This window comes from Paenarthrobacter sp. TRD_SC_7 (assembly GCF_056156245.1).
The window spans coordinates 2,173,465-2,200,180 of sequence record NZ_CM149587.1 but is presented as its reverse complement, the minus strand read 5'-3'; the positions used below and the strand labels follow the sequence as shown (position 1 = coordinate 2,200,180).

48 protein-coding genes and 1 riboswitch are annotated in these 26,716 nt (G+C 60.6%); of the genes, 42 read left to right on the top strand and 6 right to left on the bottom strand.

Annotated elements, in window-relative coordinates; translation table 11 throughout:
- From aroA to AC0J5Z_RS10720, 6 genes are all read left to right on the top strand, one after another.
- Positions 1-1,383 carry a 3-phosphoshikimate 1-carboxyvinyltransferase gene (aroA, locus tag AC0J5Z_RS10745; protein ID WP_475039233.1) on the top strand — a complete coding sequence of 461 codons (1,383 nt, stop codon included), beginning with the start codon at positions 1-3 and terminating at the stop codon, positions 1,381-1,383.
- Between the two features lie 2 nt (positions 1,384-1,385).
- Positions 1,386-2,501: a ribosome small subunit-dependent GTPase A gene (gene rsgA, locus AC0J5Z_RS10740; protein ID WP_475039228.1), complete on the top strand. Its 1,116-nt coding sequence runs from the start codon at positions 1,386-1,388 to the stop codon at positions 2,499-2,501.
- 55 nt (positions 2,502-2,556) lie between these two features.
- Positions 2,557-3,369 (top strand): histidinol-phosphatase, encoded by an 813-nt coding sequence (hisN, locus tag AC0J5Z_RS10735; protein ID WP_475039226.1) that lies wholly within the window; start codon positions 2,557-2,559, stop codon positions 3,367-3,369.
- Positions 3,370-3,553: 184 nt separating this feature from the next.
- Positions 3,554-3,667, top strand: a riboswitch (SAM riboswitch).
- A gap of 32 nt (positions 3,668-3,699) precedes the next feature.
- A complete protein-coding gene (locus AC0J5Z_RS10730; RefSeq protein ID WP_475039224.1) occupies positions 3,700-5,109 on the top strand; it encodes an aminotransferase class V-fold PLP-dependent enzyme in 1,410 nt (469 codons plus the stop codon).
- Positions 5,110-5,169: 60 nt separating this feature from the next.
- Positions 5,170-5,994 carry a class I SAM-dependent methyltransferase gene (locus AC0J5Z_RS10725; protein WP_475039658.1) on the top strand — a complete coding sequence of 275 codons (825 nt, stop codon included), beginning with the start codon at positions 5,170-5,172 and terminating at the stop codon, positions 5,992-5,994.
- Between the two features lie 9 nt (positions 5,995-6,003).
- Positions 6,004-6,717: a metal-dependent transcriptional regulator gene (locus AC0J5Z_RS10720; RefSeq protein WP_475039221.1), complete on the top strand. Its 714-nt coding sequence runs from the start codon at positions 6,004-6,006 to the stop codon at positions 6,715-6,717.
- 18 nt (positions 6,718-6,735) lie between these two features.
- Here the strand turns inward: AC0J5Z_RS10720 and AC0J5Z_RS10715 are convergent, their stop codons facing one another.
- The gene (locus AC0J5Z_RS10715) at positions 6,736-8,190 is read right to left on the bottom strand and encodes an MFS transporter (RefSeq protein WP_475039219.1); all 1,455 of its coding nucleotides are present in this window, start codon (positions 8,188-8,190) and stop codon (positions 6,736-6,738) included.
- 31 nt (positions 8,191-8,221) lie between these two features.
- Here AC0J5Z_RS10715 and AC0J5Z_RS10710 point away from each other — a divergent pair, with 31 nt between their 5' ends.
- Entirely contained in the window at positions 8,222-8,590 is a 369-nt protein-coding gene (locus AC0J5Z_RS10710; RefSeq protein ID WP_256870808.1) for a hypothetical protein, read from the top strand.
- On the opposite strand, the gene AC0J5Z_RS10705 is transcribed toward AC0J5Z_RS10710, so the two are convergent.
- The 4 genes from AC0J5Z_RS10705 to AC0J5Z_RS10690 all read right to left on the bottom strand — a co-directional run bounded on the left by AC0J5Z_RS10705 (position 8,587) and on the right by AC0J5Z_RS10690 (position 11,119).
- Positions 8,587-9,567, bottom strand: coding sequence for a S1C family serine protease (locus tag AC0J5Z_RS10705; protein WP_475039216.1), 981 nt, complete (start codon positions 9,565-9,567; stop codon positions 8,587-8,589). The genes AC0J5Z_RS10710 and AC0J5Z_RS10705 overlap by 4 nt on opposite strands.
- Positions 9,568-9,938: 371 nt before the next feature.
- On the bottom strand, positions 9,939-10,184 hold the full coding sequence (locus AC0J5Z_RS10700; RefSeq protein ID WP_475039214.1) for a hypothetical protein: 246 nt from the start codon (positions 10,182-10,184) through the stop codon (positions 9,939-9,941).
- A 19-nt stretch (positions 10,185-10,203) separates the two neighbouring features.
- Positions 10,204-10,467: a helix-turn-helix domain-containing protein gene (locus AC0J5Z_RS10695; RefSeq protein WP_475039211.1), complete on the bottom strand. Its 264-nt coding sequence runs from the start codon at positions 10,465-10,467 to the stop codon at positions 10,204-10,206.
- 397 nt (positions 10,468-10,864) lie between these two features.
- Entirely contained in the window at positions 10,865-11,119 is a 255-nt protein-coding gene (locus tag AC0J5Z_RS10690; protein WP_475039209.1) for a helix-turn-helix domain-containing protein, read from the bottom strand.
- Positions 11,120-11,323: 204 nt separating this feature from the next.
- On the opposite strand from AC0J5Z_RS10690, the gene AC0J5Z_RS10685 reads away from it, so the two are divergent.
- The 22 genes from AC0J5Z_RS10685 (at position 11,324) to AC0J5Z_RS10580 (ending at position 20,564) form a co-directional block, all read left to right on the top strand.
- The gene (locus tag AC0J5Z_RS10685; RefSeq protein WP_475039206.1) at positions 11,324-11,557 is read left to right on the top strand and encodes a hypothetical protein; all 234 of its coding nucleotides are present in this window, start codon (positions 11,324-11,326) and stop codon (positions 11,555-11,557) included.
- Complete coding sequence (locus AC0J5Z_RS10680; protein ID WP_475039203.1) at positions 11,554-11,781, top strand: hypothetical protein; 228 nt, start codon at positions 11,554-11,556, stop codon at positions 11,779-11,781. The genes AC0J5Z_RS10685 and AC0J5Z_RS10680 overlap by 4 nt, the downstream gene beginning before the upstream one ends.
- Before the next feature lie 128 nt (positions 11,782-11,909).
- Entirely contained in the window at positions 11,910-12,131 is a 222-nt protein-coding gene (locus AC0J5Z_RS10675; RefSeq protein WP_475039201.1) for a hypothetical protein, read from the top strand.
- Positions 12,128-12,436: a hypothetical protein gene (locus tag AC0J5Z_RS10670; RefSeq protein WP_475039198.1), complete on the top strand. Its 309-nt coding sequence runs from the start codon at positions 12,128-12,130 to the stop codon at positions 12,434-12,436. The genes AC0J5Z_RS10675 and AC0J5Z_RS10670 overlap by 4 nt, the downstream gene beginning before the upstream one ends.
- Positions 12,429-12,809, top strand: a complete 381-nt coding sequence (locus AC0J5Z_RS10665) for a hypothetical protein (RefSeq protein WP_475039196.1) — start codon at positions 12,429-12,431, stop codon at positions 12,807-12,809. Before AC0J5Z_RS10670 ends, AC0J5Z_RS10665 begins: the two co-directional genes overlap by 8 nt.
- Before the next feature lie 221 nt (positions 12,810-13,030).
- Positions 13,031-13,375, top strand: a complete 345-nt coding sequence (locus tag AC0J5Z_RS10660; protein ID WP_475039193.1) for a hypothetical protein — start codon at positions 13,031-13,033, stop codon at positions 13,373-13,375.
- 41 nt (positions 13,376-13,416) lie between these two features.
- Positions 13,417-13,893: a DUF4326 domain-containing protein gene (locus AC0J5Z_RS10655; protein ID WP_475039191.1), complete on the top strand. Its 477-nt coding sequence runs from the start codon at positions 13,417-13,419 to the stop codon at positions 13,891-13,893.
- Positions 13,890-14,174 (top strand): hypothetical protein, encoded by a 285-nt coding sequence (locus tag AC0J5Z_RS10650; RefSeq protein ID WP_475039188.1) that lies wholly within the window; start codon positions 13,890-13,892, stop codon positions 14,172-14,174. The genes AC0J5Z_RS10655 and AC0J5Z_RS10650 overlap by 4 nt, the downstream gene beginning before the upstream one ends.
- Positions 14,171-14,347, top strand: a complete 177-nt coding sequence (locus AC0J5Z_RS10645) for a hypothetical protein (protein WP_475039186.1) — start codon at positions 14,171-14,173, stop codon at positions 14,345-14,347. Before AC0J5Z_RS10650 ends, AC0J5Z_RS10645 begins: the two co-directional genes overlap by 4 nt.
- On the top strand, positions 14,344-14,706 hold the full coding sequence (locus tag AC0J5Z_RS10640) for a hypothetical protein (RefSeq protein WP_475039183.1): 363 nt from the start codon (positions 14,344-14,346) through the stop codon (positions 14,704-14,706). Before AC0J5Z_RS10645 ends, AC0J5Z_RS10640 begins: the two co-directional genes overlap by 4 nt.
- Before the next feature lie 178 nt (positions 14,707-14,884).
- On the top strand, positions 14,885-15,211 hold the full coding sequence (locus AC0J5Z_RS10635; RefSeq protein WP_475039180.1) for a hypothetical protein: 327 nt from the start codon (positions 14,885-14,887) through the stop codon (positions 15,209-15,211).
- Between the two features lie 118 nt (positions 15,212-15,329).
- On the top strand, positions 15,330-15,698 hold the full coding sequence (locus tag AC0J5Z_RS10630; RefSeq protein ID WP_475039175.1) for a hypothetical protein: 369 nt from the start codon (positions 15,330-15,332) through the stop codon (positions 15,696-15,698).
- 137 nt (positions 15,699-15,835) lie between these two features.
- Positions 15,836-16,213, top strand: a complete 378-nt coding sequence (locus AC0J5Z_RS10625) for a hypothetical protein (protein ID WP_475039172.1) — start codon at positions 15,836-15,838, stop codon at positions 16,211-16,213.
- A gap of 153 nt (positions 16,214-16,366) precedes the next feature.
- Positions 16,367-17,185, top strand: coding sequence for a YqaJ viral recombinase family protein (locus AC0J5Z_RS10620; protein ID WP_475039169.1), 819 nt, complete (start codon positions 16,367-16,369; stop codon positions 17,183-17,185).
- Between the two features lie 11 nt (positions 17,186-17,196).
- Positions 17,197-17,724 (top strand): DNA N-6-adenine-methyltransferase, encoded by a 528-nt coding sequence (locus AC0J5Z_RS10615; RefSeq protein ID WP_475039167.1) that lies wholly within the window; start codon positions 17,197-17,199, stop codon positions 17,722-17,724.
- Positions 17,725-17,727: 3 nt separating this feature from the next.
- Positions 17,728-18,324 (top strand): hypothetical protein, encoded by a 597-nt coding sequence (locus tag AC0J5Z_RS10610; RefSeq protein ID WP_475039165.1) that lies wholly within the window; start codon positions 17,728-17,730, stop codon positions 18,322-18,324.
- Positions 18,321-18,512 carry a hypothetical protein gene (locus tag AC0J5Z_RS10605; RefSeq protein ID WP_475039162.1) on the top strand — a complete coding sequence of 64 codons (192 nt, stop codon included), beginning with the start codon at positions 18,321-18,323 and terminating at the stop codon, positions 18,510-18,512. The genes AC0J5Z_RS10610 and AC0J5Z_RS10605 overlap by 4 nt, the downstream gene beginning before the upstream one ends.
- A complete protein-coding gene (locus AC0J5Z_RS10600) occupies positions 18,509-18,775 on the top strand; it encodes a hypothetical protein (protein WP_475039160.1) in 267 nt (88 codons plus the stop codon). Before AC0J5Z_RS10605 ends, AC0J5Z_RS10600 begins: the two co-directional genes overlap by 4 nt.
- Positions 18,763-19,179: a single-stranded DNA-binding protein gene (locus tag AC0J5Z_RS10595; RefSeq protein ID WP_475039158.1), complete on the top strand. Its 417-nt coding sequence runs from the start codon at positions 18,763-18,765 to the stop codon at positions 19,177-19,179. Before AC0J5Z_RS10600 ends, AC0J5Z_RS10595 begins: the two co-directional genes overlap by 13 nt.
- Before the next feature lie 21 nt (positions 19,180-19,200).
- Entirely contained in the window at positions 19,201-19,614 is a 414-nt protein-coding gene (locus AC0J5Z_RS10590; protein WP_475039156.1) for a hypothetical protein, read from the top strand.
- An 8-nt stretch (positions 19,615-19,622) separates the two neighbouring features.
- Entirely contained in the window at positions 19,623-20,081 is a 459-nt protein-coding gene (locus tag AC0J5Z_RS10585) for a hypothetical protein (protein ID WP_475039154.1), read from the top strand.
- Between the two features lie 207 nt (positions 20,082-20,288).
- Entirely contained in the window at positions 20,289-20,564 is a 276-nt protein-coding gene (locus tag AC0J5Z_RS10580) for a glutaredoxin domain-containing protein (RefSeq protein WP_475039152.1), read from the top strand.
- 29 nt (positions 20,565-20,593) lie between these two features.
- Here AC0J5Z_RS10580 and AC0J5Z_RS10575 read toward each other — a convergent pair whose 3' ends face one another.
- Complete coding sequence (locus AC0J5Z_RS10575; RefSeq protein ID WP_475039150.1) at positions 20,594-20,797, bottom strand: hypothetical protein; 204 nt, start codon at positions 20,795-20,797, stop codon at positions 20,594-20,596.
- On the opposite strand from AC0J5Z_RS10575, the gene AC0J5Z_RS10570 reads away from it, so the two are divergent.
- From AC0J5Z_RS10570 to AC0J5Z_RS10510, 13 genes are all read left to right on the top strand, one after another.
- Positions 20,791-21,225 carry a hypothetical protein gene (locus AC0J5Z_RS10570; RefSeq protein ID WP_475039148.1) on the top strand — a complete coding sequence of 145 codons (435 nt, stop codon included), beginning with the start codon at positions 20,791-20,793 and terminating at the stop codon, positions 21,223-21,225. The genes AC0J5Z_RS10575 and AC0J5Z_RS10570 overlap by 7 nt on opposite strands.
- 167 nt (positions 21,226-21,392) lie before the next feature.
- Positions 21,393-21,692, top strand: coding sequence for a hypothetical protein (locus AC0J5Z_RS10565; protein WP_475039146.1), 300 nt, complete (start codon positions 21,393-21,395; stop codon positions 21,690-21,692).
- Positions 21,693-21,881: 189 nt separating this feature from the next.
- Positions 21,882-22,229, top strand: a complete 348-nt coding sequence (locus AC0J5Z_RS10560; RefSeq protein WP_475039144.1) for a hypothetical protein — start codon at positions 21,882-21,884, stop codon at positions 22,227-22,229.
- A 379-nt stretch (positions 22,230-22,608) separates the two neighbouring features.
- Complete coding sequence (locus tag AC0J5Z_RS10555) at positions 22,609-23,067, top strand: hypothetical protein (protein WP_475039141.1); 459 nt, start codon at positions 22,609-22,611, stop codon at positions 23,065-23,067.
- Positions 23,067-23,258, top strand: coding sequence for a hypothetical protein (locus tag AC0J5Z_RS10550; protein WP_475039138.1), 192 nt, complete (start codon positions 23,067-23,069; stop codon positions 23,256-23,258). Before AC0J5Z_RS10555 ends, AC0J5Z_RS10550 begins: the two co-directional genes overlap by 1 nt.
- Positions 23,255-23,545: a hypothetical protein gene (locus AC0J5Z_RS10545; RefSeq protein ID WP_475039135.1), complete on the top strand. Its 291-nt coding sequence runs from the start codon at positions 23,255-23,257 to the stop codon at positions 23,543-23,545. The genes AC0J5Z_RS10550 and AC0J5Z_RS10545 overlap by 4 nt, the downstream gene beginning before the upstream one ends.
- Positions 23,542-23,733: a hypothetical protein gene (locus AC0J5Z_RS10540; RefSeq protein WP_475039133.1), complete on the top strand. Its 192-nt coding sequence runs from the start codon at positions 23,542-23,544 to the stop codon at positions 23,731-23,733. The genes AC0J5Z_RS10545 and AC0J5Z_RS10540 overlap by 4 nt, the downstream gene beginning before the upstream one ends.
- On the top strand, positions 23,730-24,155 hold the full coding sequence (locus AC0J5Z_RS10535; protein WP_475039131.1) for a RusA family crossover junction endodeoxyribonuclease: 426 nt from the start codon (positions 23,730-23,732) through the stop codon (positions 24,153-24,155). Before AC0J5Z_RS10540 ends, AC0J5Z_RS10535 begins: the two co-directional genes overlap by 4 nt.
- The gene (locus tag AC0J5Z_RS10530; protein WP_475039128.1) at positions 24,142-24,300 is read left to right on the top strand and encodes a hypothetical protein; all 159 of its coding nucleotides are present in this window, start codon (positions 24,142-24,144) and stop codon (positions 24,298-24,300) included. Before AC0J5Z_RS10535 ends, AC0J5Z_RS10530 begins: the two co-directional genes overlap by 14 nt.
- Positions 24,301-24,664: 364 nt before the next feature.
- A complete protein-coding gene (locus tag AC0J5Z_RS10525; RefSeq protein ID WP_475039125.1) occupies positions 24,665-25,255 on the top strand; it encodes a hypothetical protein in 591 nt (196 codons plus the stop codon).
- A gap of 468 nt (positions 25,256-25,723) precedes the next feature.
- Positions 25,724-25,924 (top strand): hypothetical protein, encoded by a 201-nt coding sequence (locus AC0J5Z_RS10520; RefSeq protein WP_475039122.1) that lies wholly within the window; start codon positions 25,724-25,726, stop codon positions 25,922-25,924.
- Between the two features lie 28 nt (positions 25,925-25,952).
- Complete coding sequence (locus AC0J5Z_RS10515) at positions 25,953-26,246, top strand: hypothetical protein (protein ID WP_475039120.1); 294 nt, start codon at positions 25,953-25,955, stop codon at positions 26,244-26,246.
- Between the two features lie 134 nt (positions 26,247-26,380).
- Entirely contained in the window at positions 26,381-26,716 is a 336-nt protein-coding gene (locus AC0J5Z_RS10510; RefSeq protein ID WP_475039117.1) for a terminase small subunit, read from the top strand.

Sequence of the window (26,716 nt, the reverse complement as noted above, 5' to 3'; positions counted from 1 at the left end):
ATGACCGGTACCACCGCCGCAAACACCGAATCAACCAAAGCCGCCACCATGCTGCCACTGTGGCCCGCCCCGTACGCCAAGGGGCCCGTGGACGCAACGGTGACGGTCCCTGGTTCAAAGTCGCTGACCAACCGGTTCCTGGTGTTGGCCGCACTGGCGGATGGTCCTTCACGGCTGCGGGCTCCCCTTCATTCCCGCGACTCTGCGCTCATGATCCAGGCCCTCCGACAATTGGGGGCAAGCGTCACCGAGGTATCCGGGGACGGCTCCTTCGGACCGGACCTGGAAATTACGCCCATGGATCCCGCCGCAACAGGGGCTGAAACGGCAATTGACTGCGGGCTGGCCGGAACTGTCATGCGGTTTGTTCCCCCGCTGGCTGCGCTACGCAACGGCGCTACAGTCTTCGACGGCGATCCCCACGCCCGCAACAGGCCCATGGGAACCATCATCGAAGCGTTGATCGCCCTCGGCGTGCCAGTGGCAGCAGACGGCGGCAGGACGCCGTCGTCCCTTCCCTTCGCCGTAGAGGGTACCGGCCAGGTCCGGGGCGGCCACCTTGTGATCGACGCCAGCGCCTCATCACAGTTCGTTTCCGCGTTACTGCTGGTGGGTGCCCGCTTCGTTGATGGCCTGCACCTGGAACACGTGGGCAAACCCGTGCCCAGCTTGGACCACATCACCATGACCGTTGAAGTCCTCCGGAGCGTCGGCGTCGTCGTGGACGATTCCGTGCCCAACCACTGGCGGGTCTCTCCCGGACCCATCCGCGCTTTTGACCAGCGGATCGAACAAGATCTTTCCAATGCAGGGCCTTTCCTCGCCGCTGCGCTGGCCACACGCGGCACCGTCCGCATCCCCAATTGGCCGGCCGGGACCACACAAGTGGGCGACCAGTGGCGAACCATCCTGACCACCATGGGAGCAGAAGTAACCTTCCAGGACGGAACACTGACAGTGACCGGCGGGGCAGAAATCAAGGGTGCCGACTTCGACGAAACAAGCGAATTGGCACCCACTGTTGCCGCGCTGTGCGCATTGGCCAGCAGCCCCTCCCGGCTGACCGGTATTGCCCACCTCCGCGGGCACGAAACGGATCGGCTCGCCGCGCTGGTTGCCGAAATCAACGGCCTCGGGGGCGACGCGGAAGAGACCGCCGATGGCTTGGTGATCCGCCCGGCCGCCCTGCACGGCGGTGTGGTCCACAGCTACGCCGACCACCGCATGGCTACTGCCGGTGCGATCCTTGGGCTCGCCGTCGAAGGCGTACAGGTTGAGGACATCGCTACGACGTCCAAGACCATGCCGGAGTTCCCACAGATGTGGGAGGCAATGTTGCAGCCAACCGATGCCAATGCCGACGCCGATGAGGCCAGCAACTGACCATGGGCCGTGACGCACGTTCCTGGGACGAATCCGACGTCCGGATCCGTCCCAGCAAAAAAGGTTCCAGGCCCCGTACCAAGGATCGCCCCAGCCACGATGACGCCGTCATAGGCAGGATCATCACAGTGGACCGCGGACGGTACAGGGCAATTGTTGGCGAAGATTCCGCCGACGAACGGATAGTTATCGCAGCCCGCGCCCGCGAACTGCGGCGCAACCCCGTTGTCCCCGGCGACTTTGTCGCCTTGGTGGGTGACGTCTCCGGGTCTCCCGATACCTTGGCGCGCCTGGTCCGGGTGGAAGAGCGGAAGACCCTCCTTCGCCGGAGTGCCGACGACACGGACCCCATCGAACGGGTGGTCGTGGCCAACGCCGATCAGCTCGTGGTGGTCGTTGCGGCGGCCAACCCGGAGCCACGCACCGGATTCATTGATCGCGCCTTGGTTGCAGCGTATGACGCCGGCATCGAGCCGTTGCTGCTCATCACCAAGGCGGATGTGAAGGACCCGGCGGAACTGCTGGCCAATTACCTGAGTTTGGATTTCCCCGTGATCATCAGCCGCACGGCTGACTCCGAGGCCGGCGGCATCGATGCCCGCTCCGATGACGGACTCTCCGCCCGCCTGGACAAGGACGCCGTATCCCAGCTCCGCTCACACTTGGGTGGCAAAGTCACCGTCATGCTCGGCCACTCCGGTGTAGGTAAATCCACCATGGTCAACGCCCTGACAGGGGCGGAGCGCGCCACTGGTGGCGTCAACGCCGTAACGGGCCGCGGCAGGCACACGTCATCCTCGGCTTTGGCGCTGAAGCTGGATGACGCTCCGTCCGGCAGCTGGATCATCGATACTCCCGGCATCCGGTCCTTTGGCTTGGCGCACGTGGACCCGGACCGGATTCTGCATTCATTCCCGGACCTTGAGCCCGGCACGGAGACCTGCGACCGCGGCTGCAAGCATGGTGCCACCGCCACGAATTGCGGCCTGGATGCATGGGTGAACGATGGCCATGCAGGTTCGTCAGGAGTGGCGCGACTGGCCTCCTTGCGCCGCTTGCTGGGTGCAGACCCAAGGCTCGAAGCGAAAGAGACCAAGGAATTGGGCACCGTCAACTGATCGTTGCCGGCTTCACGTCCCCACTGCAGGGATTGATTCAGGATAGTTTGGTGGCATGACCCATCCCGTTTCCACCTACAACGATGACCTGCGCCTTGCCCACGTCCTCGCTGATTCAGTCGACGCCCAGACCATGGATCGCTTCAAGGCGCTGGACCTGCAGATCGAAACCAAGCCCGACCTCACGCCTGTCACTGACGCTGACAAAGCCGCTGAGGAAGCAATCCGCGGTCAGTTGTCCCGCTCACGTCCGCGGGACGCCGTCCTCGGCGAGGAGTTCGGGAGCAGCGGTCACGGTTCACGTCGTTGGATCATCGATCCCATTGACGGCACCAAGAACTTCGTCCGCGGCGTCCCGGTGTGGGCAACGCTGATCGCCCTCGTTGATGAAGGCGAACCTGTGGTGGGCGTTGTGAGCGCTCCGGCCTTGGGCAAACGCTGGTGGGCCGCCAAGGACATGGGCGCTTACATGGGCCGTTCCCTCGCTTCGGCAACGCGGCTCAAGGTATCCAATGTTTCCCGCTTGGCCGACGCCTCCATGTCGTATTCCAGCCTCACGGGCTGGAAGGAGCGCGGCAACCTGGATGAATTCATGGGGCTCTCGGAAGACATCTGGCGTACACGGGCATACGGTGACTTCTGGTCGTATTGCCTCGTGGCCGAGGGCGCGGTGGATATCGCGTGCGAGCCCGAGCTGAACCTCTACGACATGGCAGCACTCGTTCCCATCGTTACCGAAGCCGGCGGACGCTTCACGTCGTTGGAGGGCGAAGACGGCCCGTTTGGCGGCAACGCGCTGGCTACCAACTCGATCCTGCACTCCGAGGTCCTGAAGCGTCTCAACCCCGGATTGGACGACCTGCTCTAAGCTTGTTCCCTCGCCTTGCGCACCAAGCGGAGGGCGGAATTTTCGACGGCGGAGGCCCCCGTTAGGGGGGTCTCCGCCGTTTTTTATTCGACATAGCGGGCGTTTCGCAGTCGACGTAACAAAGGACTTAACAAAAGGCGACGGCTTTGGACGGACCCCCGGACGTGCCTTAGCCTTTTTTATAGGTCACGAGTGCCAGTGCTAAACCCCGGTTAGCTGGCCGGCAACCCTCCATTCGCGGCGGGGTGCCCCGGGTGACGACCCGGCCGGTCCGGAACGGATACGGCAAGCGCGGATCCCCCTTTGGGGGTCCCTCTTGAGTGAGGTCCCATGAGCACTATCACGTTCAACTCCAACATCATTCCGTCCTATGTTGAAGATTCCACAGCAGAAACAGCCGCCGCTACGCGTCCGCTTGCGGCGGTCACTGGCGCTGAGCTGCAGGCTCCGCTGATCCAAGGTGGCCACGTCCGCTACGCCAACTTGGACTACGGCGCATCGGCTCCCGCATTGACCATCGTTTCGGCCTACCTCAACGAGGTCCTGCCCTACTACGCCAGCGTTCACCGAGGCGCCGGGTACGCCTCCCAAATCAGCACGTCGGTGTACGAAAACTCACGGAACATCGTCCGTGAATTCGTCGGCGGGCGGGCTGATGACTCCGTGATCTTCACCCGGAACACCACAGACTCCTTGAACCTTTTGGCCGGATGCCTCCCGCACGTGGATGGCGATGTTGCCGGTGAGGTCTTGTACTTGGACATCGAGCACCACGCCAACTTGCTTCCGTGGCAGGGAGTCCCCCACCGCAGCGTCATCGCCGCCACAACCTTGGCCGAGACGCTGGACAAGCTCCGCGTGGAACTCTCCCAGGGTGGAGTGAGCCTGCTCGCAGTCACCGGCGCCTCGAACGTGACTGGCGAGATCCTTCCCATCGCCCAGCTCGCTTCCCTTGCCCACGAATACGGTGCACGGATCGTGGTGGATGCGGCCCAGTTGGCTCCGCACAGACGGATCAACATCGCGGAGGCAGACGTCGACTACATTGTGTTCTCCGGACACAAGCTGTACGCCCCGTTCGGCGCCGGCGTCGTGGTGGGTCGCCCGGATTGGCTCGACGCCGGCATTCCCCATCTGGCAGGCGGCGGCGCTGTTCGTGAAGCCCGCCTGGATTCGGTCAGCTGGGCCACTGGCCCGGCACGGCACGAGGGCGGCTCCCCCAACGTCCTGGGAGCGGCGACCCTGGCGCGCGCCACGCAGGTCCTCGCGGGACTGGACCAGGAAGCCTGGCACGCCCACGAGGCCGCTATCCGCTCTTATCTCGTGGAAGGCCTCGAAGCCATCGACGGCGTGACAGTCCACAAGATCTTCACTGACTCCGTAGACACCATCGGTGTGGTCAATTTCTCCGTGGAAGGATTCGACGCCGGATTGGTGGCCGCTTACCTGGCGGCGGAACACGGTGTGGGCCTGCGTGACGGCCGCTTCTGCGCCCACCCGCTCCTCAAGCGCCTCGGACTCCCCTCAGGGTCCTTGCGCGCCAGCTTCGGCGTCGGCTCCCGGTTGGAGGACGCCACAAGGCTGCTTGCAGGCATCGAAGGCCTCAAGCGCGACGGGCTGGGCTGGGACTATGTGGTGGACGAGGGCCGCTGGGTTCCCGCCAATGACCACCGTAGATACCCGGAGTGGGCGCCCAACACTCCAGGAACTGCGGGCGCAGCGCCCTGCACCGTCGACTAGAAACACTGCGGTAAATTCATAGGGTACTTTTAGCGACCCTGTGAAGGAGCTTTCGTGGCCCTGCGTTCTCCGGCTTCCTCCAGCGGACAGCCACGTACGCCCGGACCAGCCGGGCCGCGTGGTCCAAGGCTCCTTGCGGCCCGCCGGCATGAACTCGGTCAGAGCTTCCAAGACGGCGGAGAACATTATGACCGCGTGCGTCCGGGCTACCCCGCGGATTCCGTGGCCTGGCTGGTTCCTCCCGGGGCGCAGTCCGCGGCGGACCTCGGCGCAGGCACTGGCAAGTTCACGGCCCTCCTGCTCGGCCACGGACTTGAGGTGGCCGCCGTCGATCCTTCCATGGACATGCTGGAGCAATTGCGAAAGACCTACCCCCACGTCAATGCGTTGGAGGGAACGGCCGAGGCAACAGGGCTGGCGGACTCAGCATTCGACGTCGTCAGCGTTGCCCAGGCCTGGCACTGGTGCGAGCCCATCGCAGCGAGTACGGAGATTGCCCGAATCCTGCGGCCGCAGGGAGTGTTGGGGCTGATCTGGAACCAGTTGGACACTTCTGTTCCCTGGGTTCATCGCCTCTCGCGCATCATGCACGCAGGCGATGTCCACAAACCGGGATTCCGGCCAGTTATCGGACCGGAGTTTGAGGGCTTGGAAAGCCACCTGACCAAGTGGCATGACCCATTGTCGCCGGAAGACATCATGGAACTTACCAAGTCGCGCAGCTACTACCTCCGTGCCAACGAGGCCACCCGGGCGAAAGTCATGGGCAACCTCGAGTGGTACCTCTACGAGCACCTCGGGCACACAGCGGGTGAAACACTCCTGGTGCCGTACATGACGCAGACTTGGCGGGCGTTCAAGATCGACCCCGCCGCGCCACGGTAGGCTTGGTGTGTGAAGACCAGTACGCCCTCCTCCTCGATTGAGGACTACGTCAAGGTCATCTACTCCTACACGGAGTGGCAAGACAAGCCGATTACGTCCTCACAGCTTGCCCAGCGACTGGGCGTCGCCAATTCTTCGGTGTCTGAAATGGTCCGCAAGCTCAAGGACCAGGGCTTGGTTGACCACCAGCCCTACAGTGCCATCAGGCTGACACCCGAGGGCATGCGCCTTGCCTTGTCCATGGTGCGCCGGCACCGGCTCATCGAGACGTACTTGGTGAACGAACTCGGCTACAGCTGGGACGAAGTCCACGACGAAGCCGAAATGCTGGAACATGCGGTGTCCGATACTTTCATCGAACGCATGTCCGCCAAGCTTGGCCATCCGGTCCGCGACCCCCATGGGGACCCAATTCCTTCTGCCGATGGCACTGTTGAATTGCCGCATGCTTACCGAATGATCGAGCTCGATCAGGGTCACTCGGGCCGCATCACGCGGATCAGCGACGAGAATCCGGACCTCCTGCGATACCTGGCCGCGGAGGAGATCGCGCTTGACGCACCGGTGGAAGTGGTGGGTCGCAAACCCTTCGGCGGAGCCTTGGTAGTACGCATCGGCAGCGGCGCCCAAGGCCGCGAGTTCGACCTCGCGGACGAGGTCACTTCAGCTCTCTGGGTTCAAAGCGCGGAGACGCACGAAGGCTGCGTTCTTCCCGCCCGCTAACCGGTGCCCCACCCAAGGTCAGCTACGCTGCCCGGCTGCACCGCCGTCGTCGGACGCTGCATCAGGTTCGCTGACAGCGGCGGCCGCCGCCTCGCGGGGCTGGTTTCGGATCCCGACGGCGGACGCCACCGCCCCGATCAGGAACAGTCCCGCTGTGACCACCAAGGCATTGTAGAGGCCCTGCCGGGTAAAGACGGGCCCCACAATCACACCCGCGAAGGCAATCGAAATGAGTCCGGCGATACGGGCTACGGCGTTGTTCACCGCGGAACCAATCCCGGCTTCCTCAGGTGGGACTGCACCAAGGATTGCGGCCGTGAGGGGCGCCACGAGCGTCGCCAAGCCGAGGCCGAAGACAATCTGTCCTGGCAGCACCTGGGTCCAGTAATTGAGTGGTTCCTGAACCGACAAGGACATCAGGAAGCCCGTGCCGCACAGCAAAGGCCCGATCGTCATGAACCATCTAGGGCCGTACTTGCCTGCCAGGCCGCCAAAGTAGGAGGCACTCACCATCAGGATGACGGTGGCCGGAAGCAGCGCCATGCCTGCCACCGTGGCGCCCATGCCGCCCACCTGCTGCAGGTAGATACCTAACACGAAGAAGCCAAGTGAGATGCCGGCATAGATGGCCAGAGTAGAGAGATTACCCCACGCAAAATTGCGGATACTGAAGAGTCTCAGCGGCAGCATGGGTGCGGCAGTGCGGGCCTCGTGGATCAGGAACAGAACCATTGCAACTACGCCCACCGAGAGTGGGGCCCACACTTGGGCGCTTCCCCATCCCATCCTGCCCTGTTCGATGAAGGCATACACCGGCCCGCCCAAGCCGACCATCGCCAGGAAGGCGCCAAGGTAATCAATGTGCTTGCTCTTGTCCCTCGCGGCGTCGGACGCCCGGAGGCCCGCGAGCACGGGCCAGATGGCCACGGCAGGGACGACGTTGATGAAGAAGATCACCCGCCATGAGAGCAGGTCAACAGCGACGCCCCCGATCAGCGGGCCAACAATGGCCGCAGCGCTTGTCCAGCCGGACCATTGCCCAATGGCCTTCGACTGTGCCGGGCCGGAGAACGACGTGATGATCATGGCGAGCGAGCTCGGAACCAGGAGGGCACCTGCGATCCCTTGAAGCGCCCGGGAGACTACCAACACTTCGCCCGTCCACGCCAGCCCGCACATCACCGAGGTAACGGCAAAGCCGGCAAGGCCCCATTCAAGGATCCTTGCCCTGCCGAAATGGTCAGATAGTGAACCGGCAACCAGGATCAATGCCCCCAGTGTGAGCAGGTAGGCGTCCACCACCCACTGTTGGATGACCAGGCCGCCACCCAGTTCCCGCCCTATGGCCGGAAGTGCGAGATTCACCACAAAACCATCAAGGATTGCGATGAAGGAAGCCACAATTGCCACCACCAGCACGCGTTTCTGGAGAGGTGTGCTCGGCGGCAGGACCGCAGCGTCAGTCATGTGCACAGCCTACGCCCGGGAAGTCCCGTATCGTTGAATGGTGATTAGCAGACGTGATGCCGCATTGGCCCTTGATATTTCGATGGAAATGGCCCAACGCCACGGCATTCCGTCCCGCCTCTCCGAGGCCGAACTCCGGGACATCCAGGACAATCCCCCGGCGTGGTTGGTTCAGTCCAGGGCCAACCGCACCGGCAAGCGACCCGTCTGGGTACACCTGACGTGTGCTGTCTGCGGATACACTGAGGCCGTTCGCCCCAAGAAATGGTGGCCGGACTTTTCCTTCGTCTTCTGTGGCACCCACCGGAACAGCGAACTTCCCGAACTGTTCCTCGGCGATGTCCGCAGCGAATATGAAGGCGTGGGAAGCCGTTTCATCGGCGTTGTAGACGTTCGCGAGGGCTAGGCCAGCTGGCTCATTTCGGATGGCACGGCAGTCAGCTTCAGTACTTTGCCTTCCCGGAGCACCGTCAGCGGGAACGGCTGGCCGATAGCCTCGGCAAACAGCAATTTCTGCAAACTTTCAGCACTGGACACCGCACGATCCTGCGCACGCAGCACCACATCCCCCGCTTGGAGCCCGGACAACTCCGCCGGTGAGCCCGGAATGACCTCCACTACTCGCAGGCCTTCCTTCTGCCCTGTCCGCACCACTGCACTGGCATCCAGTGGTATCGGCGTGCTCACCAGGCCCAGGTAGGCGCGGCGCACGCGGCCGTCCCTCAGCAGCGCCGCGATGATGCGCTGGGTTGTGGTGTTAATAGGTACCGCCAGTCCCAGCCCAAGACCCGCAACGGCGGTGTTGATACCCACGATGCGTCCCCTCGTATCAGCCAGTGCACCCCCGGAGTTCCCGGGATTGAGCGCAGCATCGGTTTGAATGACATCCTCGATCACCCGCCTGTGCTCGCCCGCCCTGACGGGGATGGAACGCCCCAACCCGCTCACCACTCCAGCGGTTACCGAACCGGCCAAGCCGAGCGGATTCCCCACGGCGATCACCAGTTGGCCCACCCGCAAGGTATCCGCGTTGCCCAACAACGCCGGTGGCGGGGTGGACTTCAAGCCACGGACGACGGCGAGGTCGGACAGAGGATCTGCGCCCACCAGCTCCACATCAGTGTGCTTGCCATCGGCGAACACTGCCCGGCCGGTCTGGATGCCTGCCACCACGTGGGCGTTGGTCAGCATATACCCGTCGCCGGTGAAGACCACAGCTGAACCACTTCCTCCGCGGACCCGTCCTCGCCGGTCTGTACTTGTCATCTCGATGGCGGCAACGTGGGGCGTCACTGACTCAGCAACGCGTATGACGATCTGCGAGTACGCGTCCAAGGCTTCGTCATCTGATGCCTGTTCTTCGAATGCCGGATTCGTACTCATCACGTGCCTCCTGCCAACTACCTGCCACGCCTTACCTCTAACCTGCGGCAAGGCCCTAACCAGTACAACTGCCAGGCAGTTGCCTGTAGTCCGGAAGTCGCTACGCCGTGGGTGAACGCTCGTGTGTCACGGCAAAAAGAAAGCCCCCGGATCACGAGGATCCGAAGGCTTTCCGGGGTGGAGATGGGGGGAATTGAACCCCCGTACGGCTATGTTTCGGCGCATCTGTTAGGTCTGTACTCCGCATGTTCTAGAGGTTCCTTAGCGATCCTCCCCCGATCCTGCTCTGCCCTTGTTGGCCAGCGCCAACAATAGTTGGCAGCAAAAAGCCCCATCCTCCGCGCTGGAAGATGGGGCTGCTTTTCGGGTTGCTAGTCGCTGTCATCATCGTCATCCTGATAATCAGGATCGCCTACCGTTTCGACATAGTGCGCGGCCTCCCGCATCATCTCGCCAAAGTTGCCTGGCATATTTCCTCCACGCTTGGCCACCGCATCTCCTGCGTCCGCAAGCTCGCGTAGCGTCTGTGAAGCCGAGGCCAAGGCCTGCTCTACGCCACGCCGGCGTGCAGCTTCTAGATCCTCGGATGGTTCGCGCTGAGTGTTCTCTTGGCTCATGGATACCTCGGGCCCCTAGTTAGTCGTCAGAGTTCTTGGCGGCTTCGATAGCTGCGGTGAAGAAGGTCAGAGCGTCCTCCCCCAGCGCGGCGCAAACCGACTCCAGGTCATTGATGGTCATTGGCGCGCCATCGCGTAGACGTTTCCCAAGGTAGCTCTCTGTTAGTCCTGCACGTGAGGCGAGCTCCTTCACTGATATTCGTTGTCGTGCGAGGGCTGCGCGGACTTCTGCCGAAACCGCCCGCGCAAGCGTCCCCGATTCCGGTATTCTCCCAAGTGCCATAAGTTCCATGCTAACTGCTCCCGACACTCAATGTTCGCAACAGGCACCCTCGTGCCAGTCTTGTACATTCTAGCGCGTATATACGCGCTGGGCTTCTATTTTTAACTGATAGATCACTCCATACGATCTATCGTGGCGATTTAAACATGTAGACCCTATGCGACTATGTTTAACACCAGACGATGGCTTAAGCAGAAGGCCACCCCGCCAAGCATGCTCGTAACATGTCGGTGGGGTGGCTTATCGTCTATCTATAGAACATATATTCGAACCTACTACTGGGGGCTACACCTTGAACCGAGAGCAGAACCACCCGCCGTCAATCCGTGACGCCATCAACCTGGAGACAATGACGATCCGGGAGATTGGCGACTTAGCAGAGGCCTATGGAATGAGACTACTGGACGTTTTTACCCTCTAGCCTGCGCTCGGCGCGCTGGATGAGTTCAGTGATGGGCAGATCCAGCGCGTCAGCCATGCTGAAAAGTACGGGTGCGGGGATATCCCTCTCGCCCGAGAGGTAGCGGCTCATGGTGCTGGTCTGCATGCCGATGGCCTGAGCCATATCCTTCTGCTTCATATCCTGCGCAGCCATCTCAGCCTTGACCTGAGTGACGAGAGCGGCCTGGATGTCTGTTCCGTAATTTCCCATGTCCACAATCTAGCGCCCATTTGTGCAGTTAACAAGTCAGTTCGGGAAATTATCTACCAAACTGGGATTCTGGGTGATATTTGCGCGCATACACGCGAGCGCGCAAGTACCACGTAGCAGGACTACTTGGTTTCATCAAATCAGTACTCAGTTTTCGACATACGACTACTTGCACGATTCCCAAATGGGAGCTAAGTTCGATGCATGGGAACCGATCCAGACCGCATCAGCGCGGCGATAAGAACCAACATCGAGAAGGCCCGCGACAACAAGGGCATCACTAAACACGAACTATCCGAACTTACGTGCATACCAAAGAGCACCTTCTACAGGAACATGAAGAACCCCGCAAGGTTCACCATCCTAGAAACAGGCCTGATAGCAGAAGCCCTAGACGTAGGCCTGATTGACATCCTCAGAGTGGAGGACAAGTCATGACAGACCAAGTCTTCCGCACACCAGAGCAAGTAGCCCCAGAGTTGGGGATGAGCAAGACCGAGCTCCGCAACTACTGCCGAATCTCCGGCATCCACACCAGACTCAGCAAGAACCGAATCATGCTACACGAGGACGACGTAACAGCCCTCATCGCATGGGTTCGCGAGCGTAAGAACGCCGCAGCCGACTGGACCAAGGAACCCGAGCAAGACCCCTTCGCCTAAATGGCACCGCCGGCCGCCGGCACGCCGCCCCATTGTCTGGGCAAAACCACACCCCGCACTATTCCCGCTCCAAGGTTCGCCTCGGACGAAGAAACAGGGCGATTTGTTGCGCCCGGAAACAGGTTCGGATGACCATCACCGGCTATCAGAAAAAGATTATGGAAGCCGCCCCGCAGGTGGGCAAGAACAAGGCTGAACGGCTCGCTATCAAGCTCGTCAAACGCCAAGAACGGATGCAGGAGACGTTCGACTTCTACGAATCACTCCGCATCTTCGGCGTCATCACAGACACAACCCCTCGAGACGCCATCCGCAACATCGAACGGCAACAAGAAAAGGAAGCAGCATGAAAACCAATGAGTGGTTCGTACTAGAGGAAACCCCGGCAAGGACGATTGAGATTCGGGCGTGGTCTCCGGGTGACGGGCTGTCTTGCTCAAACCGGACGGTGCGGTCCAAGGTCTACAAGGTTGTCGGCATCACCACCGAAGCGGACAAGGAAGCGCGAGAAGCTGTCCTCGCTGCTCACTGGAACGAGTACCAGGAAGAGCTTGCTCGCCGTGTGAAGGAGAAGAAGGAAGCCCAACTGAGCAAGCTTCCGGAGTCCTTGCGGGAGTCGTTCGTCAAGGCTGCTGAGGCTTCATCCGATGACTGAACTCGCACCCCTTTACAGCCTGATCGATGGCGCAACAGATGAGTACCTGCATGGCAGTACTGACCTTGACTGGATACTGGCCCAGCATGAGGCGCATCCCGGTTCTGTGATCATCATGAAGCGCCGGACCCCAGCCAGTCCGGCAGAGATCAAGGAACGCGACGAGAACTTTGTACCCGGCGACCTAGTGCAAATCTCCGTCGATCATCCTCAGGTTTCCGAGTTCAACGACAGGCAGGGAGTCGTCACCTTTGGGCCTGATGATGACGTTACGCCTGGCTGGATAGTCAGCACCGCGCTTGGTGATATCCGCTGCATAGCCGAAGAGCTCACGATGGTCACCACCCGCGAAAACCGAAGCTGGCCCAACTGATGGCGCATCGTCCCGACGCTATATGCGGAAACAACGATTGTCCTTGCGCCGTCCCTGGCGATGTCTGCGATGAGTTTATCGATTACAGCCCGTCGCCCTATTGCGCCCGGTGCAGTTGGGAGCAGATAGACCACCAGCGCAATCCGCAACATCGAAAAGGAGAAGGCGGTCACCATGCCCGGTGACCGCCTTCAGCAAAACCCATATCAAGGAGAACTTCAATGACGACTATACAAGAGGCTGAGCGCGACGGACTAGCGGCGGTCATTTACGACACTTATTTGAACAACATGGGTGCTGGGCCAAGGGTGTCGCTGAAGGTGACGAACACTGACCTTGCCGAGTCCATTCTTGAGGCTGGTTACCGGAAGCCTCGCATCGTGAGAACTCCGGAGGACCTGGAAGCGCTCCCGTTCGAAGCCGTCATCCGTGACGCTGAGGGGCATGTGCTTGAGCGGTGGGGTGACGCTGCGCATGTGCTGTGGTCAACGCCGGGGTGTAAGTGGTTCGTGCCGGCCACCGAGATCGCCTTTCCGGTGACGGTGCTGTACGAGGTGCAGCCATGAGCCCGAGCCGAGTCCAGCGGAAGCGGACAAAGGGATGGCGGATGCCTGAGAACACCGTGAGCGTATGCCGTCCGGGCCGCTGGGGAAACATCTTCCAGATTGGGTCAACGAACTGGATCCCCGTAGACAGTTCCGGCGCGTGGAGCAAAGAACCTCACCCGCCGCTCACTCGCGAACAAGCCATCCAGTGCTTCCGATACTGCATGGAGTTCAGCCTCCGCGATAACCCGAACTATCTGGAACCGCTGCGAGGCAAGAACCTCGCCTGCTTCTGCCCGCCCAACGTTGCCTGCCACGCTGACGTGCTGCTGGAACTGGCCAGCGCTGAGGACTGGATGACAGTTGGGCGGGAGGTCCTGTACTGGCCTGGCGTCCGGTCCGAACACTACGTACCGAGGCGCGGAACGATCATCGAGGGCGGAATAGCGCTCTTCGGTGGGACGGCATGCGTGAGGATTCGCACCCAGCAGGGACACAGCGACTACATCCAGCTCTCACACATCGAGGACCAGCCATGAGGGCGATGGCGTTTGAGCAGGATAAGGATGCGTGGTTGGAGGATGCGGTGGCGACCATCATCGGGATTGCCGAGAAGCAGGAGACGTTCACGGCTGATGATCTGCGCCGGGAGATGCGTGAGCCGGATGATTCGCATTGGCCTGGGACGGCGTTCACAAAGGCCCGCAGCTTGGGCTACATCGAAGGCTTCGAGGACCGCTATGTGAAGTCAACAACCCCTAGCCGCAATCACAGCGCACTCAAGCTGTGGACGAAGAAGAAGGAAGAGGCAAGGTCGTGATCATCATGATGCTCGCGTTTGTGTGTGCTGCTGGCCCGCTCATGATCCATAAAGCCATGCAGCATGACGCCCGCCTGGAACCTGTGGTGCCGGTGGACTGGGACGCCATCGAAGAAGAAACCCAGACCCGGCATGAGGACGACGCGGATTCCGCGAGAAAGGGCGAGCGATGAGCCGCGCAAGACAACGCATCACAAAGGCGGTTGAATCTCGCGGGTACAAGGTCAAGGAACTGACCTGGGAACCGATCTACAACGCCGGTGAGATGTCCGGGCTGGCTGGCGGCTGGGACCTCGTCCTTGACCGGCCATTCCTCGAACGAACCTTCCCCGGTGATGACATGGGCGCGTTGTCCGTGGAAGAACTGCTGGCGAATATCGACTACTGGCTACGGCCTGCCGACCCATGTGACTGCGACCGTGAGCATTCCGCGATGACTGCGGCCGGGTTGATCAACGACCCACAGAAACCTACGCATGATTCATCTTGCAAGTGGCACATCAAGTACCGGCTGCGTTGGTGGTCGAAGTGATCCGCAACCCTCGCCGCGCCCCTCACATCCGTCAGCGTCCGGCTGAGGGTATGCCGCCAGGTGGTTGGGCTGCGGCTGATTTGAACCTTCCGTGCTGGTGGTACGACCAAGTAGCCAGATGCGCGACCGGCTGCGAATACCCCATCAGCGGCGACCGGCCAACGAACAAGGAGAAGCCATGAGCGACTTCTGGGCACCGAAGAGCTGGCCAGTAGCTCGCAAGCAGCACCAATGCGTGACCTGCTACCGAGCGATTGACCCGGGCGAAAAGTACTGCCGCGGCTTTGGCATCTACTACGGGCAGCCGAACGACTGGAAGCAATGCGCCCACTGTGAAGCGATGCTCCCGTATATCGACTACGACGACACCTACAGCGAAGACGATTACGTGTGCTGGGAACCCGGCAATCTTGAGGAACTACGGGTTCGCGTGCACCTCAATAAGAAGTGGCGCGACAACGCGGGCAACCTCTACCCGATCCCATTCCAGCGAGCCACACCATGACCCCGGATGAACTTGCCGCACTCGCAGTGACATGCCCGCACCTTGCAGCCAAAGCCCGCAACCCCTTGCAAGTTGAACTTGCAACAATCCTCACCAACGCAGAGAAAGAGCAGAGCAAATGAGCAATTGGACGCAGGAGTGGCATGCGAGGATCCATGCGCAGCACGCCGCCGAAGTCGCCGAAGGCTTGCATGACGAGCAATGTGAATGGCGGGCTGTTGGGCATTTCCTTTGCAACTGTTCACCCCGTAAGCGCAAGGCTGAAGGTTACACCGAGCCGCCCGGCGCTTTGGAGTTCAGTAACCCGTCATGCCCTCGCTGCTACACCGAAGTGCAACACGACGGCGACAGCTACCGATGCGATTCCTGTCAGGCGATATGGCCCGACCCGCACGCGCAGGCTGAGTTCTACGACGATCACGGCGAACTCGAAAACATGGATGTCTGGAACGAACGGCAAGCAGCCTACGACGCCGAGCATGCCTGATCTGCTCCCGGGGATGGGCGCGGGCTTCTGGCAACGACAAACCAACCAGTACCCGGGATGTGCATGCCCGCCATCCCGCTACGATCCCCGCACACCCCGCCCCACCAACCCAACATGCCCACAACACGGAGACACCAATGACACATGAACTCAAGTACGAAGTATCCGAACTAGGCGAAGACGGAGACGCCTGGATCGTCAGCCCCGGAAAAGGATGGCTCGGTGGATCCGAAGAGTCCGCCAAGCTCGCCGTCGTGGAATGGCTCCACGAATGCGTGGGAGACGACGCCAACGCACTCGGATACCACGTCGCTGAACTCCTGAAAGTACCGACCACACATTGCTCCCACTGGGCATGGCACACCAACCACGAGGACGATGACCCCGAACTAGTCCGATTGGACAGCGGCCACACCAAAATCGAAACATTCGCAGGCTGGCTATTCTCAGCAACCATCCCAGCCAAGCAGGACACCGGCACCTACCTCGCACGAAAGCAAGCAGCCGATGTGTAGCCTCCAAGAACACACCGAACGCGACACCCGACAACAAACTGCCAAACGGTTAGAACCCATATATGCAGACCTCGCCAAAGAACGAGGCATCCCATACCAAGGCCCCGAACAGGGGCCTTCTTCATTTCCATGCCCGGAAACCCAAGGAGAACAATGAGCACTCACACCTACCCCGAGCTCGAACAAGGCAGCGAGGAATGGCTCCAAGCACGCTGCGGCATCCTCACCGCATCCGTAATCGGCAACCTTGTTTCCTCCCGCCAACCAACAGCAGCCGAAACCGACTGCCCCGAATGCGGCGCCGAAGCAAACAACCCATGCATTGGGAAGCGCTCACCAGAACCGATCAAGACACTCCACCCAGTCCGTGCAGCAGCAGCCCGCGAACTGGACAAGGTCATCACCGCGGACACCACCAGTGAAACAGCGCTAGGCATCATCATGACCCTGGCAGCCGAACGCATCACCGGCTTTGTTGAACCTGTCCAAGTATCCCGAGCGATGGAACGCGGAAGCCTGGATGAGCCGTACGCACGAGACGTCTACTCCACCCACCACGCTCGCGTCACGGAGCTTGGCTTCATGGTGCGCGAGTTCGATGGGTTCAAGATCGGCTACTCACCCGATGGGCTGGTTGGTGACAACGCCCTCATCGAAATCAAGTCACGCGCCCAGAAAGCACAACTCAAGACAGTCCTTGCTGATGAAGTACCCGGCGAGAACATGGCCCAACTGCAAACGGGCCTGCTCGTCTCCGGCCGGGCATGGATCGACTACGTTTCCTACTCCGGAGGGATGAAGCTCTGGACCAAGCGCGTAGACCCGGACCCGAACTGGGGATACGCCATCATGCAGGCCGCCAACCAGGCCGAAACCATCATCGCCAACATGGTCAGCGACTACCTCGAAGCGACTGCCGGCCTGCCCGACACCGAACGCATCGACCACTTCCCAGAGATCGTGATCCACTGATGGCCGGCGCAATGGGATCACACCAATCCGCCCGGGCTGACACCACAACCTGGCTCACCCCTCCATTCGTCCACCAGGCACTAGGGTCCTTCGACCTCGACCCATGCGCCGCACCAAACTGGCCCACAGCCAAACGGCACATCATCCAACCTGACTGCGGAATGATGGCGGACTGGGAGGGCCGGGTTTGGCTCAACCCGCCGTATAAGTCCCGGAGGGACGAACCGTGCCCGGGGATGTGTCCACGTGGAACGCACGGCAATGACGCGTGGGATTGGCTCGCGAAGCTCGCCGAGCATGGGCAGGGCACAGCGCTCATCTTTGCCCGCACCGAAACGGCCGGGTTTGTGGAACAAGTCTGGAAGAAAGCCACGGCCGTCAAATTCCTCTGGGGACGTCTGCATTTCCACTACCCAGACGGCACGCGGGCACCGGCCAACAGTGGCGCACCCAGCGTGCTCGTGACATACGGCCCAGAAGACGCCGCCCACCTCGCCAAGTCCGGGCTGGCAGGCACCTACCTACGAATCAGGGAGTAATCCATGGACATCTCGAAGGCCCTTGTGGCCAAGTCCGACCAATTAAACGCCTCGGACCTGAGTGGCGCGCCCATCGTTGCGACCATCGAAGCCGTGCGCCAAGGCGACGCGGCCAAACCAGTAATTGTGGAGCTCGTAGGCATGAAGGGCAGGCCATGGAAACCATCCAAGGGCATGCTGCGGGTTATCGCCCACGCTTGGGGTGTTGAGTCAGACGCCTGGGTTGGCCGCCTCGTGAAGCTCGTCAACAACCCCGAGGTCATCTACGCCGGCGAGAAGGTTGGCGGCGTGGAAGTTGTTGCTATGTCGCACATCGCCGCTGACTTCACCATCCCCGTCCGCATCAGCCAAAAGAAGGTCAAGCAACACACCGTGACCGTCCTGGCCGAACCGCAGACCGAACCGTGGCGGGCCCAATGGCAGGCAATCACCAACGCACTAACCGCCGCCGGATACGAAGGTGACGGACCCGCCATGCTCGCCACCGCCGGGCAAATCATCGGCACCACATGGGAACACCCCAACAAAATCAGCCCCGAAGACGCACAAAAAATCCTCGCAGCAGTCCGAGAAGACAACCACCAGGAGCCCACCGAATGAGCAAGATCAAAGAAGAAGGCCTCGTGAGCGTCAGTATCCACGCTGGCGAACTGGTAAACACCGGCCACGCAAACGATGACACCCACCAATTCCGTATGGGCTACACCAACTTCATCCACATCACACCCGAAACCGCCCAACAGTGGATCGACACACTCACCACCATCACAAAGGAAGCCTGCGAATGAGCGCTTTCGAGGTCAACAGCGAGGTGACCATCAACCATGCCGAGTTGGGCAGTGAAGTCTGGGAATGGGGATCTGACGAACAAGCAGCGTTCCTCATCAGCCTCGCCTACGCCTTCCGCGCCGACCCGGGAAGCAGCCTCATCCAGTTGCACTACGTCGCCGACGAGATCCGCAAGAGCCCGGGTGGCCTCGGAGCTGTCCGCTGGTTCAACGACCACCTCACCGAATATCTGAAGGACACCGGCGCCCAATGGCTGAAGTAATCATCACCGGCAACCTTGGCAATGACAGCGAGCTGAGGTACACCCCCAGCGGATCCCCGAAACTCACCTTCAGCGTCGCCGACAAGAAATCGAAACGCAAAGACGACGGCTCATGGGAGGACGTCTCCAAGCAGTGGTTCCGCTGCGAATGGTGGGGCGGCATGGCAGAACAGTTCGCCAACGACCTACTCAAAGGCGTCAGGGTCAAGGTTTACGGTACCTACCACGACCGAGCGTATGAGCAGAACGGCGAAAAGCGGATCTCCAAAGACGTCAAGGTGTCTGCTGTCGAGATCCTGACCAGCCTCAAGGATCGGCAGAAACTCGCCAGCCAGAACCAGCCGCCCGAGCAGCCTGACGGCGGCAACTGGGGCACACCACCTGACGTCGAACCGCCCTTTTAGACCCACCACCCAAGGAGAAACATGAAGCAGACCACCAAAACAGTCCTTGCCATCGTCGGCGTCATCGTCGGCATCACCCTCATCGGATGGGCAGGCTGGGCAATCAGCGTCGCAGTGTCCGGGCCGAAAGGTCAGGGTGACGCCATCAAGACCAAGAACAGCGCCGAGAACTGGACCCGCGCACAAGCCAAGTTCGAAGAGCTCCACCAAAGCATCCAGTCCGCGGACAAGAAGACTGAGCTCGCCGCCGAGCGCCTGAAGGTCAACCCGAACGATCTGACCCTTCAGCAGCAGCACGCCGGCGTCCAGTCCGGATGCATCGGTCTCGTCGCCGAGTACAACGCCGAGTCCCGCAAGTTCCTGTCCGAAGACTTCAAGTCCATCGATCTCCCGTACCAGATCGACACAACCGCCCCCGCATTCGACTGCAAGTAGGAGACACCATGAAGACCATCGCAAAAGCAGCAGCACTCGCCCTCGTCGCCGGCCTCGCACTCACAGGCTGCACCGGCACCGAGAACCAGGAACGCAAAGCCGCCCAGCAGGCAGCACAGATCAAAGACTCACTGGAGAAGAAGAACCTCGAAAAGAAGCGGGCCCGCGAGGAAGACCCCGACTCCATCCGCTACCTGTACCTGATGAACTTCGGCCAGATCGTCGGCTACTACGTCACCAAGGGCAAGATTAGTTCCAACGGATCCCAGATAGGACCGGAAAGCGAGATCCTTTACGCCCACAGCGCCCCGAACGTTGTGGACTCTGCGAAGGATGACGGCACGTATGGTGCTGGCGACCCGGGCATCTTCTTCTTCACCACGGATGACGTCATGGTTGAGACCAGCCTGGACTACATCCAGTCAGACCAGCCGCTTGCCATTGACGTCCCCCGCCTCCGCAAATGAAAGCCTGGCTTTGCCGGCGTGGATGGCATGGATGGGACACATGGCTTTGGTGGACCGGTCATCGGTTCATCGTCCGTAAAAGAATGCGCACGCTCTGACTGTGACGCAGTAACCAACAGTAACTAACTCAAGCCGCCAGTGAGCGGCTTTTTTGATGCCCCGCGGCGCCCGGTCATCACAGCCGGGCGCCGCACCGAAAGGACCCCATTGAACATCGCTCAACAACTCATCGCCCAGCACCAAGTCTCCGTCATCCTCTTCTCCAAGCCGCGCTGCGTCCAATGCAACGCCATGGCTAAGAAGCTCGAGAAGCACGACATCCCGTTCCACAAGGTTGACGTCAGCCAGGACCCTGCAGCGTTCGAGTTCGTCAAGTCCCTCAACTACGCACAAGCCCCGGTCACCTACACCAGCGGCGACGAGCACTGGGGCGGTTACAACCCCGCGAACGTCGAAGCCCTCGCTACACCAGCAGCCGCATGACCCGGGCGACGTCCACCGCTTGCTGCTTTCTATGCCGCGGCCCACACGGCCTCTGTCTCAACCACGGCTGCGAACACCACGTCATCGCGGACAAGCAAGACGAAGCCAACGAACGCGCACGCCGCACAGTCCGCCGCCCCACCGAAGACCAAGCCATCAACAACGTCATGCGCGCCCAACGACAACGCACACCGAAACGCCCATTCAACTACCCCAAGGAAGAACGATGACAAACCAACGACTTCAACAAGCAACCCGGGAAGCCTGCACCGACGACCGCCACGGCAAACCAAGCCCAGGCTCCGGACGACACAAAACAATCGACCGTGACAAAGTCCGACAACTCACTGAGCAAGGCCGCACAGCCGAACAAATCGCCGAACAACTCTGCTGCTCAACCAGCTCCATCAACCAAATACGCAAACAACTCGGCATCACACACCCCCGAATGCTCACCCCCGAAAAGCTCGCAGCAATCGAAGCCGCCCTCCAAGACGGCTGGTCACACGCCGAAATCGCCCGCACCCACGGCACCACCCACGAAACCATCGAACGCCATTACCCAGGCACCGCATGGACCACCGAACAACGCGCCGAACACATCCGAAACCTACGCACCGCACGCGTTGACCACTGGGGCGCGCTAAGGAAATCGGCATGAGCGAACCACCAAGAAAGGAGTAAGCCGTGGCGAAGGACAAACGCCCATACTTCACGATGACGAATGAGTACCCGAGACATCGGAAGATCCGGGGGTTGTCAGATGCCGCCTTCAGGCTTCACGTGACCTTGATAGCTCTTGCGAACGAAGAAACACGAGACGGACTTGTGAGCGATGGGGATCTGCTGGCCAAAGGCACCAAGGCCAAGAAGGAGCTCATCACTGCCGGTCTGGTAGTTGCTTTGCCTGATGGGACGTACGCCTTGCACGACTACCTGAAGCATCAGAACTCGGCCGAGGAAATAGCACGCTACCGAGCCGAACAGAAGGAGCGCGGGCAACGTGGAGGCCTCAAGTCAGCACACACTAGGCATCACGTGAACAAGGGCCGCATCGACCCGAATTGCGCTCTTTGCCCTGGCGCTGAACCACCCGAACATGAGCCCGAAGAGCTAAGCGAAATCTAAGCGGCGGCTTAAGCGGGCGCTTACGTTTTGCTTACCAAAAATCTAAGCGGAATCTAAGCACCATTTAACCATTAGTAACTCACCTTCTTTTTTCGGTTGGCTCTTAAAGAAGGGGGTGAAAGTTCTCAATCAATCGTCCAGTAAGTTACGCGAGCCACCGGGACATTTGATTGAAGGAAGGACCCAACATTGATCACCGAAAACCAGGCCAAAGCGCTGGCCACCCTACTCCATGAGCTCAGGCCACGCTGGTCCACCCCGGCAATGCTCAAACTCCTAGAGAAAAACGCGCAACACCCCGCCCAGTTCGCTGACATCACGGTGGCCGCAGTCAACGCAGCCCGTGACCCCAAAGTCGAAACACCCGGCGCCATCTTCATCGACCAACGCTTCTGGCCAGACACCATCAAAGCCATCCTGCCGAAACCACCTCCATGCAGCCTGCACATCGGGCAGTACGCCCACAACTGCATCTGCTGTGCCGCCGACCGTAAAGCAGAACCACCACCCACCCACGAAAGCGAGAACGAGCAATGATTACCGAAAACAAGACCGGAAAGCAGGCCCTAGTAACCATTGAGTGCGAGTGCATACGGACAACCGGAGAAGCGTGCGACCGAGTCATTGACATTCGATTTGACCCGCACCACCCGGTCACAGGCAAGACCTTTACGAAGATCCAGCGCGTAGCCCACGCCCGAAAGCTTGCCAAGGAGAAAGGTTGGCAGACTCCCCGGGGTGTTGATGAATGCCCCCGAGTCCACGGCTTTGTCCCGCTACCCGCTCCAAAGCCTGCCTCGTGAGCAACTAGGCGGCCTCGATCCGGGCCCGATGCCCTGAGCCCACCCACCGAGCAAGAACCCATACCCGAAGCCCCGGCAAACGCTGGGGCTTAGTCATACCCAAGGAGAACGCAATGACCACCATCAACAACATCACCGTCATGTCCCTCGGAGCACTGCAGAACACCTGCTGGCAGAACTCCGAGGACAAAGGCTTCCACGACAACGAGCCAACCGACCCAGCAGAGCTCGCCATCTACAACGGCAACCGACTCATGCTGATCGTCTCCGAGGTCGCTGAAGCCCTCGAAGAGATCCGCAGCGGCAGGGCAGCCAACGAGACCTACTACAACTCGTGGAAGCTCCCCCACTCGCTCGTCGCGGAAGTCGGCGTGCAAAAGGCCCAACAGCTAATTGACCAGGACAACGAGGGGAAGTTGAAGAAGCCCGAAGGCGTCCCGTCCGAAATCGCGGACATCGTAATCCGCTGCTTCGACTTCGCAGGATCAAACGGCTTCAACCTCGGCCAGATCATTCAAGAAAAACTCGCATACAACAGCACCCGCGAACCCATGCACGGAAAGAAGTTCTGATGAAGTTCCGACTGGGCGAGTCCGTCCGGGTGATCAACGACAAGAGCCGCTGGTTCGATCAAGTCGGCCGCGTCACCACCATTGACAAAAGCCAACCCTGGCTCCCCTTCGCGATCACCGGCCTAGCCGCCACCCCCGTCTGGTACGGGCCCGAAGAGCTCATCCTCGCCGAGAAAGAAGACAACCGATGATCCGCAAAGAAGGCAAAGCACGCTGGGTGTATACCTGCGAGCCATGCAACGAACGCATCGAAGCCGTAGACCAGTTCCGAGCCATAGAAGGCATGCACCGCCACCAACGCGGCAACATCACCCACCTGCAGAACGCTCTTGCAGAGGCTATGAAGCCGGTCGTTGACTTCTTCAATCGAATGGCCACTCAGGCGGAGGACTTCAACAACTTCCTCAACCAGCCAGCGAAGAACCTCCCGCATGATCCCAGCCTCCTGAAAGACCGCCGGAAATGGGGCGGACGATGAGTCAGAAGCGTCGAATGCTGGTCGAATACCCACCTGCCATGCACTTCATGCGCGGAGCAATCGCCGGTGTGCTGCCCGAGGTCATCCAAGCCATCCCACCCGCCGCTGACGTCACCATCACCGAAACCCGGGATGCAACCGGCAAGAAGGCACTCACCATCACCGCCACATGGAACGAGGACCAATGAACCCGCTCAGGATCATCGCCCATGGTGCACCCGCCACCCAAGGCAGCAAGAAAGCCTTCATCCGAGGCAAGAAGGTTGTCCTGGTGGAGATGGACGAGAAGCTACCCGCCTGGCGTGAAGCTGTCGAAGCAGCGGCACGGTTAGCGGCCGGACCCAACTGGGAGACCATCGATGGCGCCGTGAAAGTCAGCGGCGAAATCAGGCTACGCAAACCGGCGACAACCAAGTTCCCCGACTACCCAGCAGGACCGCCTGACTCAGACAAGCTCATGAGGGCTGTAGGCGATGCCCTCACGAAGTCAAAGGTCATCACGGATGACGCACGGATCGTTCATTGGGATGTCAAAAAAGTCTGGGCAACCGACGTGCCCGGAATGGACATCACCATCACCGCAAAGGAGACGCCCCATGCCGTGCTATGACGACGAAGACGAACTCTGGGTAGTCGAATGCCAAGTCTGCACCTACCAAGCCAGCGGCCGAGTCGAACACCGCATCAACGACCGTGCCGACGCCCACGAAGCAGACACCGGCCACAAGACCGACGTCTTTAGCGAGGACCGATGACCGCCCCGCACATCTCGGACACCACGCACGGCGCTATCCGTTGGTTCCAAGGCAAAGGACCCATACCAGTCCAGCCATACCAAGGCGACTGCCAACACTGGGGCCAAACCGTCATCGCCTGGGGCTGGGACGAAAAACACTACGAACTAGTCACATGCGACCTCACAGCAAACGGACAACCCGGCTGCGGATCCCGCGCATGGACCAACCCACGCGGCACAGCAACCACACCATGGATGCAACCCAAGGAGGACAAAATGACCGAGCAAGAACACCACCACCACCTTGAGTTGGACGTCCACAAAGGCTGGAAGTGCACCCTCTGTGGCGAAGAATTCCCACTCGACTACCGAGGCGGTAAACCATGAGCCATGAGTGCACCACGGACGGCTGCCTCAACCACACAGACACCTACCTCTGCCCGCAATGCGTACGGGACCTGCAAGCATGGCTAGACAAGGTCCCCACCCTCATCACGGCACTCACGGTCACCATCGCCAAACTAGACCACGTACGGCCCGTAGGAGGCGGCTGGAACGGCGGCGGCAAACCAGGATCAGCCGCACCACTAAACCTCGACGCCCTGCAGCTACAAGAGAACCTCAAGAGCGTCGGGACAAGCGCCAAGGACTACGCCCATGACGAACGGGCAGCAGGGTTGGCATGGCTCATCCAAGACTGGGTAACCAAAGCCGAACTCTTGGTGTCCGGCCCTGAAGCGGAGATGGTGGACCACGCAGCCAACAAAGCCAAACTCAAACAAGCAGACCTCCAACCCATGCCCACACGGCAACTACTCCCATGGCTCCGAGAGAAAGCAGGAGTCCACCTCATCAGCCAACGGATCCGCGACTGGGTACGAGACGGACACCTCCGAGCAGCCAGCAACGACGGCCAACCCACCTACCACCCATCCGAAGTCATCGACGTCTGGCAACGCATAGGAAGGAAATGACACGTGATAGCCGGTGATCGCATGTGATTGCCGAGCGTTGTAGAAGCTGTTAAAGTGTGGGTAGAGCACGGCACAGCTGGCTCCACACACAGGTTCCACCACACGGTGGGACCTTTTTTGTTTGTCCTCTTCCCCCAGGAGGTCAGCATCTCCCGCGCAGGGTCAAGCGCACAGCCGCTCGTCGTGACGACGCCGGCGCAAGGGGTAGACGCTCAACGGGAGCAGCAACACGAAGGCGCATTCGTGGCGGCAAAGCAGCGGTTCGAATCCGCACTACTCCACTGATCGAAACGCACGCCGACTAAACCATTGAGGACCGCGGCCTCGCAAAGTAGATCACCAACTCAAACACTTGACCGTCCAACGGTCCGGCCCGGCGCCGATCCCGGGAGACGAGACGGCAACGCTGGGCGGCGGTTCGGTGCACCTGCCGCCGTCTGGCACTAATGACTTCAGAAGGAGCGCGCAATGGAAGCCAAGGTACTCATCCAATTAGGCGATAGCGAACCCATTGAGGTTGGCACTATCGACTTCGATCTTGTGGTCAACGCCAAGCCAGACGCCCGCAGCAACGAGATCCGCGTGGTCCTAGACACGCCAGCCACCATGGCCAACGCAGGCGAACAAGTAGCCAAACTCGGCAACGCATTGGCACTGTCCGCTTGTTGAAGCCGTAGCAAACAGCAGGAGGTATGCGATGGGTGATGGGCAAACCTCACGCCGCTACCGCAAGCAACGCCTCGACTTCCGTGGACAAGGGCAAGACAACAACGAACCCTGCTGGCTCTGCGGCATGGACATCGACTACACCCTCGCATGGCCCGACGAGCAAGCATGGGAACTCGATCACCTCTACCCACGCAGCACACACCCGCAACACGCAGAAGACCCCGCAAACTTCCGCCACAGCCACTCGCTCTGCAACAACCGCAGATCAAACCGCATGCCAGACGCCGACCTCGGAGAACCCAGTGAGCAATGGTTCACATAGGGGCAGAGGGGGCGGTCAAATCACCGGCGCCCCCACACCCCGGACAGGTCCTCGCCGCTCCTGTCCTCTCCCCCCGTTCTTCTGAGAGGGGGTCGCGCACGCGTGCGCGTGTAGCAGGCCCTTGAGGAGGCAGCGTGAGCGTCTATGAGGCCACTGAGAGATCTGTGGCGCAGGCTATCGCTTCTGGGGCCTTAGACGCTGATTTGAGCGCTGGCCCTGTGGCTGCTGTTCTTGCGCTGGCCCGGAAGATTGATGGTTGGGATGCCGTGGTTGAGGCGGCTATGGAGGGTCGGGAAGACGGCGCTAAGTTGCCGATCCCCCTGCATGACAACACGTCGATTCCGACGTATCTGAGGTATTGCGAGGCGCTGCAGTTGACGCCTTCCAAGATGCCGGCCAAGGCCGCTGCGGAGGTTGACCCGATTGACGAACTCAAAGCGAAGCGAGGCAAGCGCGCCCAGGCTGGGTAA